Source organism: Desulfurobacterium sp. (genome assembly GCF_027028515.1).
Lineage (GTDB): Bacteria > Aquificota > Aquificia > Desulfurobacteriales > Desulfurobacteriaceae > Desulfurobacterium_A.
Genome location: NZ_JALVIW010000061.1, coordinates 23,640 through 31,287, shown reverse-complemented (window position 1 = coordinate 31,287; position 7,648 = coordinate 23,640). Strand labels below are relative to the sequence as shown.

12 protein-coding genes are annotated in these 7,648 nt (G+C 40.5%); 9 read left to right on the top strand and 3 right to left on the bottom strand.

The window, feature by feature from the left end; genetic code table 11:
- Window positions 1-28: 28 nt before the first annotated feature.
- Genes rpsF through rplI form a run of 5 tightly spaced genes read left to right on the top strand, consistent with a single transcriptional unit; the run spans window position 29 to window position 2,249 of the window.
- Complete coding sequence (gene rpsF / locus MV676_RS05940) at window positions 29-385, top strand: 30S ribosomal protein S6 (protein WP_022847266.1); 357 nt, start codon at window positions 29-31, stop codon at window positions 383-385.
- The gene (gene ssb / locus MV676_RS05935) at window positions 378-755 is read left to right on the top strand and encodes a single-stranded DNA-binding protein (RefSeq protein WP_022847267.1); all 378 of its coding nucleotides are present in this window, start codon (window positions 378-380) and stop codon (window positions 753-755) included. Before rpsF ends, ssb begins: the two co-directional genes overlap by 8 nt.
- An 11-nt stretch (window positions 756-766) precedes the next feature.
- Complete coding sequence (rpsR, locus tag MV676_RS05930) at window positions 767-1,000, top strand: 30S ribosomal protein S18 (protein WP_022847268.1); 234 nt, start codon at window positions 767-769, stop codon at window positions 998-1,000.
- The gene (locus tag MV676_RS05925; protein ID WP_297445792.1) at window positions 1,000-1,794 is read left to right on the top strand and encodes a hypothetical protein; all 795 of its coding nucleotides are present in this window, start codon (window positions 1,000-1,002) and stop codon (window positions 1,792-1,794) included. Before rpsR ends, MV676_RS05925 begins: the two co-directional genes overlap by 1 nt.
- A complete protein-coding gene (rplI, locus tag MV676_RS05920) occupies window positions 1,791-2,249 on the top strand; it encodes a 50S ribosomal protein L9 (RefSeq protein ID WP_022847270.1) in 459 nt (152 codons plus the stop codon). The genes MV676_RS05925 and rplI overlap by 4 nt, the downstream gene beginning before the upstream one ends.
- Here rplI and MV676_RS05915 read toward each other — a convergent pair whose 3' ends face one another.
- Entirely contained in the window at window positions 2,250-2,912 is a 663-nt protein-coding gene (locus MV676_RS05915; protein ID WP_297445791.1) for an endonuclease III domain-containing protein, read from the bottom strand.
- A gap of 181 nt (window positions 2,913-3,093) precedes the next feature.
- Between MV676_RS05915 and rimP the strand changes: the two genes are divergently transcribed.
- The 4 genes from rimP to MV676_RS05895 all read left to right on the top strand — a co-directional run bounded on the left by rimP (window position 3,094) and on the right by MV676_RS05895 (window position 6,404).
- Complete coding sequence (rimP, locus tag MV676_RS05910) at window positions 3,094-3,585, top strand: ribosome maturation factor RimP (protein WP_022847272.1); 492 nt, start codon at window positions 3,094-3,096, stop codon at window positions 3,583-3,585.
- 14 nt (window positions 3,586-3,599) lie between these two features.
- Window positions 3,600-4,727, top strand: coding sequence for a transcription termination factor NusA (gene nusA, locus MV676_RS05905; protein WP_297445790.1), 1,128 nt, complete (start codon window positions 3,600-3,602; stop codon window positions 4,725-4,727).
- 1 nt (window position 4,728) lies between these two features.
- Window positions 4,729-5,262, top strand: a complete 534-nt coding sequence (locus tag MV676_RS05900; protein WP_297445789.1) for a YlxR family protein — start codon at window positions 4,729-4,731, stop codon at window positions 5,260-5,262.
- A gap of 167 nt (window positions 5,263-5,429) precedes the next feature.
- On the top strand, window positions 5,430-6,404 hold the full coding sequence (locus MV676_RS05895) for a PfkB family carbohydrate kinase (RefSeq protein ID WP_297445788.1): 975 nt from the start codon (window positions 5,430-5,432) through the stop codon (window positions 6,402-6,404).
- Between the two features lies 1 nt (window position 6,405).
- On the opposite strand, the gene MV676_RS05890 is transcribed toward MV676_RS05895, so the two are convergent.
- Window positions 6,406-6,963 carry a hypothetical protein gene (locus MV676_RS05890; protein ID WP_297445787.1) on the bottom strand — a complete coding sequence of 186 codons (558 nt, stop codon included), beginning with the start codon at window positions 6,961-6,963 and terminating at the stop codon, window positions 6,406-6,408.
- A gap of 11 nt (window positions 6,964-6,974) precedes the next feature.
- A complete protein-coding gene (gene fsa / locus MV676_RS05885) occupies window positions 6,975-7,637 on the bottom strand; it encodes a fructose-6-phosphate aldolase (RefSeq protein ID WP_297445786.1) in 663 nt (220 codons plus the stop codon).
- Between the last annotated feature and the right edge of the window lie 11 nt (window positions 7,638-7,648).

Here is a 7,648-nt window from a genome sequence, read left to right as displayed (position 1 = left end):
AGCTTCTAACCTACAAAGGAGGTAAAGAATGAGAGAATACTACTATGAAACAGTTTACATACTCAGACCAACTCTTTCAGATGAAGAGATAGAAAAAGCCATAGAGAAGGTAAACAACGCCGTTGAGAAGTACAATGGAAAGGTGCTTCACATAGATAAGTGGGGCAAGAAGCAGCTTGCATATCCAATCAATGACTACCAAATGGGATACTATGTTCTCATTCACGCTTACACAAATGACAGAAACTTCGTGAAGAATCTTGAAAACTTCTTCAGAATAAACGAAGATGTAATAAGATTTCTCTCTTTTAGAATCAAACCTTCAGAGGTAAAAGGACTCAAGAAAGAAGAAGCTAAATCCGATTCTGAGGCAAACAATGGCTAATTTAAACAAGGTTTTTCTTGCCGGAAGGCTTACAAGGGATCCGGAGCTCCAGCACACAAACTCTGGAACACCCTTTACAAGATTCACCATAGCAGTAAACCGCAGCTACAGAGACAGAAACGGCAACTGGCAGGAAGAGACCTCCTTTATTGACATCGTTGTGTGGGGAGATGCTGCAGACAGGGCCGTAAGCAGATTCAACAAAGGAACGGAAATTTTAGTTGAAGGCAGACTCCGTCAATCCAGCTGGGAAACCGACTCAGGCGAGAAACGTTCTAAAATTGAAGTTGTTGCAGATAGAGTTCAGCTCCTTAGCCAACCTTCAGGTAAAGGTGAGGAAACAACAGACATAGACGACATTGAATTTTAAGGAGGTTTAAAATGGCAGAACAAAGAAGATTTATCAGGAGAAGGAAGTACTGTAAATTCTGTGCACAAAAAATTGAACATATAGATTACAAAAACGTTGAACTTCTCAAACCTTTCATCAGTGAAAGAGGAAGAATTATTCCAAAAAGAATTTCTGGCGTATGTTCAAAGCATCAAAGGCAACTTGCAAAGGCTGTAAAAAGGGCAAGACACCTCGCACTACTACCATTTGTTAAAGTGGACTGATGAGAAACGTCAGGATATCCTTAATACTTTTTGCTCTTACATGCATAGCCGGAGTGGCAATGGGCAATGATGTCTTTGCCGCTTTCGGCTGGGGTTTATCACTCTTCATTCCCGTAACCCTGTTCATGGGAATTGAAAGAGAAGGGTTTGTTTTCCCTGGCATAGCAACTTTAACAGGAATAGGAATAGTCTGGCTAACAGGTGGATGGGAAACGGCTCTGAACGTAGCTGAAATGGTAGTACCCGGCTATATCACGTGGTTCTTGCTTAAAAAGGACATGAAAGGAGAAAGGCTTTCTCTGCTCCTTACAATGTACTTTTACCTTATCTCCATAGGCGAAGATTTCTTTTTCGGGCCACCTCAAGACATAGAGCCTATAAAAGCAATAATCCCTTTTAGATGGGGACTCTACTTTTACACTTCGGCACTCTTTGCCGTAATCATAATAGGCACGATAGTGCTTGTAGCTAAAAGAGATATTGAGTTTAAACGAATAAACTTTGGTGTAATTCCAGTAATACTGTTCATATTAAGCGGTATAGCAGCTGTTTTTAAACCGCTTCCCGCCATACAGATAGCTGGAGCAAACGCACTTATAGCAACGTGCGGCTTTTTCCTCATACAGGGATTTGCCGTAGTAGCAGGCATAATGGAAAGATGGCGACCTCTAAGCAGAATTATCACTTTCCTTATAGCCATACTTTTCCCGTTAGCAGCACTGGTTATAATAACACTCGCAGGATTGTTCGACTTCTGGTTTGACTTTAGAAAACTTAAAGGAGGGTTGCAATGAAAGTAATCCTGATTCAGGATATGGAAAATCTTGGAAAGGTGGGCGACATCGTTGAAGTAAAAGACGGGTACGGCAGAAACTACCTTATACCTCAAGGTATCGCCCTTCCTGCCACAGACTCAAATATAAGAAAAGTAAAAAATGAACTTAACGCGCTCAAGAAAAAGGCTGCCAAGCAGTTAGGGAAATTTAAGGAGCTTGCTGAGAAACTCTCTTCCGTGAGAGTAACGATAAAGCACGAAGCCGGTGAAGAAGGAAAGCTTTTCGGCTCAGTTACAACATCTCAAATCGAAAAAGCCCTCCACGAAGCTGGATACGAAGACATCGAGAAGAAACAGATTATCCTTGAAAAACCGATCAGAGAAACGGGCACCTACGACGTCAAGATCCACCTCTTCCAGGACATCGAAGCCACAATTACCGTTGATGTTGTCCCTCTAAAAAAAGAACAATAATCACCGGTGGCTGCCCTCCGCAGCCACCTTTCTATAAAACACACACATGTCTTTTAAAGAACAATCCTTGCAGGAAGGTTTCTTCTTACAAAATTCCTTACACTGCCTGACAATAAGTGCGTGAAATTCCCCAAAAAGCTCTGCATCTGACGGAAGGCAAACTTCAACCATTTCCCTTAAAACATCATAATCAACCTTTTCAGAGTCAATTTTTCCTAAACGGAAAAGGAGCCTTTTTGTATAAGCATCAACCACAAATATCGGCTTTTTAAACGCATAAAGAATCATTGAATCTGCCGTCTCTTTCCCAATACCCTTAATGGAAAGCAGTTTTTCTCTTAAGTCATAAAGGGAAAGTCGGGACAGTTTCTCAATCCCACCACCATTGAGAATAAACGATGAAAATGCCTTTAACCGTTCTGCCTTCTGGTTATAAAAACCCGCAGGCCTTATAAGCTCTTTCAATCTTCCATCAGACACCTTAATGATAGCTTCCGGTGATAAAAGATTTTCTTTTTTCAGATTTGCAATAGCTTTCTCAACATTGCTCCATGCAGTATTTTGAGTAAGAATAGCACCAATACAAACTTCAAACTCCGTATCAGCAGGCCACCAGTACTGCGGTCCAAAACATTTTAAAAGACGGTTAAAGATCTCTCTCATCAAAGCCACCCCTTATTCTCATATTCCAATACCAAATTGATTGCTAAAACGACCTTTCTGCCCTAAATTTATACAGAGCGGTTAAGAGCTGTCTGTGTTCATCGCATTCATATTCCGTGTGAAGAGCGGGTGCCTTGCCCGCTCCTTTTTATTTGCCCCCAACCAAATTTAGGAGTGAACCATGAATGAGGAAAGAGTATCTAAACTTATAGAAAAAGTAAAAGAACTCTTGCTTCCAATACTGGAAGAGGGAAACTTTGAATTAGTTGATATAGAGTTTGTTAGAGAACCGATAGGCTGGGTACTGAGAATATACGCCGATAGAGAAAACGGTGGAATTACCATCTCCGACTGCCAGTGGATAAGCGAAAGGATTGGAACGATACTTGACGTCGAAGACCTGATACACCACCCCTATAACCTTGAGGTATCCTCACCGGGCCTTGATAGACCCTTAAAAAAACAGAAAGACTTTGAGAAACAGATTGGAAACGTCGTCAAAATAAAGACGACAGAACCTCTCGATAATCAGAGAAACTTCAAAGGTGAAATACTCTCTGCAGATGACAAAGGCGTAACCATTCATGATGTATCAAGGAACACCGAAGTAGAAATACCTTTTGAAAAGATCAAGACTGCCAAGCTTGATCTTGACTCTCTTTTCAACAAGTGAATAAGGAGGAACTAATGGAAAGCCTTGGAAAAACCATAGAGATGCTCTGCAAAGAGAAGGGTATATCAAAAGAGGATGTAATAGCAGCCGTTAAAACAGGAATAATAAACGCTGCAAAGAAGGCAGGATACAGAGGCAACCTTGTCGTTAAAATAGACGAGGATGGCAAGGATTTTGGCATATATCAGGAAAAAGAGATTGTGGAAAAGGTAGAAAATCCTGATTACCAGATAACACCAGAAGAAGCCGAAGAGATAACGGGAGAAAAGAAAAGCATAGGCGACAAGGTCTTAGTAGAAATAAAAGCTGAAGAGCTTGGAAGAATAGCAGCAAAGGCAGCTGCACAGGTTATCCATGAAAAGATAACAGAGGCAGAGAGAAAGGCACTCTACGACTACTATAAAGAGAAAATCGGCGACATTATCTCCGGAACAGTAAAACAGATAATGAGAAATGGTGACATTGTAATAGACCTTGGAAGGGTTATAGGTATTCTTCCCAGGGAAGAACAGATATCAAAAGAGCGTTACCGTTTAGGCGAAAGAGTAAGAGCCTACATATATGACATTGTTTTTGACTACAGGCAGTATAAAAAGAGAGGGAAAAGCAGGATAGGTGATTATCCGCCACCCTACGTAATCCTCTCAAGAACACATCCAAAGTTTCTGAAAAGACTTATGGAAATAGAGATACCTGAAGTGGCAGAAGGGTTAGTAGAGATAAAGGCCGTTGCAAGAGAACCGGGAATAAGGGCAAAAGTTGCCGTTGACACAAAGGAAGAGCACATAGACCCTGTAGGTGCCTGCATCGGCGTTAAAGGCAGCAGAATTCTGCCGGTCTCAAGAGAACTTTCCGGCGAAAAGATAGAGATAATCAGGTGGACTGACGACATAGCAGAGCTTGTAGCCAGAGCGCTATCACCGGCGAAGGTTCTCCATGCAGAAAGTTATGAAGATGAGGATGGAGAACTTAGAGTAGAAGTCGTAGTACCGGATGACCAGCTCTCACTGGCAATAGGAAAACACGGTGTTAACGCAAGACTTGCTTCAAAACTTGTAGGACAGATAGTCGGTATTGACATAATCAAGGAATCTGACTTTAAGAAAATACAGGAGCTTGAATCACTTGAAACAGAAGAGTAAGATGCCAGAAAGAACATGTGCAGGTTGTAGAAAGAAAGGCGAAAAAGAAGAGTTTATACGATTTATAACGTTTGAAGGTAAACCCCTTCCAGATATTAAAGGAACATTACCTGGAAGGGGTTTTAATGTCTGTCCCGACAGAGAATGTATTAAAAAATTTGTGAAGAAACAGTTCAAGGGAAAGATTGAACCAGAAGAAGTTACTAAAGAAACGATAAAACAGCTAAAAAACTATCTCCTCTCTCTCCTTTCCATGGCCCACAAATCAAGAATAACAATAGTTGGTCAGGATAATATAAAAAAAGCAAAACCCGAAACTGGCACGCTGTTTATTTCAAGAAACTTAAGCAGAAAAACCGCTGAAAGTCTCAAAAAGTACGGGACAACAGTTATAGACAGTATTTTCACCAGCGGAGAGATAGGAAATGCCTTAAGAAAAGAGACAGAAATAGGAGTCGTTTTTGTAGAATCTATAGGGGTTGGCAAAAAAGTGGAAAACATTGCTTCAAAATTAAACAAACTCATAAACTCATAAAAGAATAAAACAATATTAGCATAGAGAAAGTGGAGAGATTTTTTACCCTCATCCAGTCCCCTCTCACATAAATTCTTCCCGATAATTCTCTTCACAACTTAAACTCCTTCCACATATCAACTCTTCTGTGATAAACTCAACTAATAAGACTCCTTACGGAGGAAAAGGTGAAAAGAGACATCTTGGCTTTCGGTTCCATCGTCATAGATAACCTGATGATAGTTGATAAATTCGCGGCCCTTAACGAAACAGTACCCGTTAAAAAATACCGCTACACGTATGGAGGTGCCGGGGCAAATGTCGCCGTTGCAGCAACGAGGCTTGGTGTCAAAAGTGGCCTGTTTGCAGTTTCCGGCTACGATTTCAAAAAGATGAATTACGAAAAGTGTTTAACAGAACAAGGGGTTGATGTAAGAGGCGTAATAAGAACTACCGAATTTCCGATGGCGAGAAGTTTTATATTGAGCAAGGAAGAGAGTGAGGATCAAATTCTCTACTACTACGAAAGCAAAAAAGCGGTGGCAAGACTCCTTTTCCACAACATCCACCTTGCAGAATCACTCGCCAAAGAGTACAAGATACTACACTTTTCGACAGGACATTTTAAATTTTACAGGCGATTTTTAAAAAAGTACAAAGGAAAACAGTTAATCAGCTTTGATCCAGGACAGGAAACATTTTCCTACCCATACAGAGTCATAAGACTCCTGAAATACTGTCATCTCCTCTTCATGAACAACCACGAGGCAAAAAGGATAAAAGAAATTTTAAAACTTAAAAGCATCAGAGAGATAAAAGGACCTTTACTGATCTGTATATCTTTAGGCGCACAGGGTTCAATAATTCTATTTAAAGGTCAGGTTTTCAGAATACCTGCCGTTAAATCTTCAAGGGTTGTTGATCCAACAGGTGCTGGAGATTCACACAGGGCCGGTTTTTTGACAGCTCTCTTAAAAGGCTACGACATAGAAACAGCCGGCAGGATAGCTTCAACTGTAGCATCTTTTACTATAGAAGCCGAAGGTGCTCAAACGAGCCTTCCAACGTGGGATAAAGTTGTAAGGAGGTATGAACACTTCTTTAAAGAACCCCTGCCAGAACCGAGCAAATCGTGGGAAGAAACTCTTAAAAGTTTGAGTTAAGCTACTCCCGCCCCTCCTTTAATCTCGTCAAAAACTCTTCAACGCTGTCGGATGGATCAAGTTCCGTCGTTGAAAGATCCCACCTTATGTTTGATTTAACCTTGTAATCTAACTGTATCTCAAAATTTGAAAGTATCTCTTCAATCCTGGTTAGAACCTTTACCTTTGATTCAAGGTTTTTATCCAGAATGTAAATAATGCCTATTGAATAATCGTCAAAGAGAAAGAGAGTATCCGTAGGCCTTATGTGACTATCAATATAGTTAATAATAATATCCCTGAGTTCCTGATAGTTGCCAAGATGAAACTTAATCCTTATCCCTAAAACCGTCTTATTCCTTTCAAAAGACATCCTTTTTATAAGTCTGCTCAGCCGATATTTTATGAACTTTTCCTTGGGAACAACTGTCGAGATATCTATAAGATCCTGATACGATTCAAGGGTTTTGGCAAGGATTAGAACAGCCTCTTCAAATTCTTCTAACTTTGATATCCCTTCCTTAAATAGTTCCCTCGCCTCCCCTATATACTGCTTTAGAGCATCTGCTTCTATCACCATCTCCCCCAAAATCACTTAAAAATAGATTCTCTATCAGGTACCTTAGCCCAGTCCTCAAGGAATCTCTCTATCCCTATGTCCGTTAAAGGATGTTTCGCAAGCTGAGCAATCACTTTAAACGGAATTGTTGCAATATCTGCACCGATGAGAGCAGCTTCAAGAACATGTTTTGGATGCCTGATACTTGCAACGATTATTTCTGTCGTAAATCCATAATTCCCATATATTTCAACAATCTGGGATATCAGTTCCATGCCATCATGCCCGATGTCATCAAGCCTTCCAACAAAAGGTGAAACATAAGTAGCACCAGCTTTTGCCGCTAAAAGTGCCTGAAGAGGTGAAAAGACAAGCGTAACGTTTGTTTTTATTCCTTCTTCAGATAAAACCTTAACAGCCTTTAAGCCTTCCGTAGTCATTGGTATTTTAATTACAACATTGTCACCAAGTTTTGCAAGCTGTCTTGCTTCATCAATCATACCTTTTGAATCAAGACTAACAACTTCAAGGCTCACAGGTCCATCAACAAGCTCAAGAATTTCTCTTGCAACTTCCTTAAAAGGTCTTCCCGTTTTCGAAATCAGCGTTGGATTCGTGGTAACACCATCTATAAGACCAAGCTCAACAGCTTCCTTTATTTCCTCAACATCTGCAGTATCAATAAAAAACTTCATATGACCTCCCG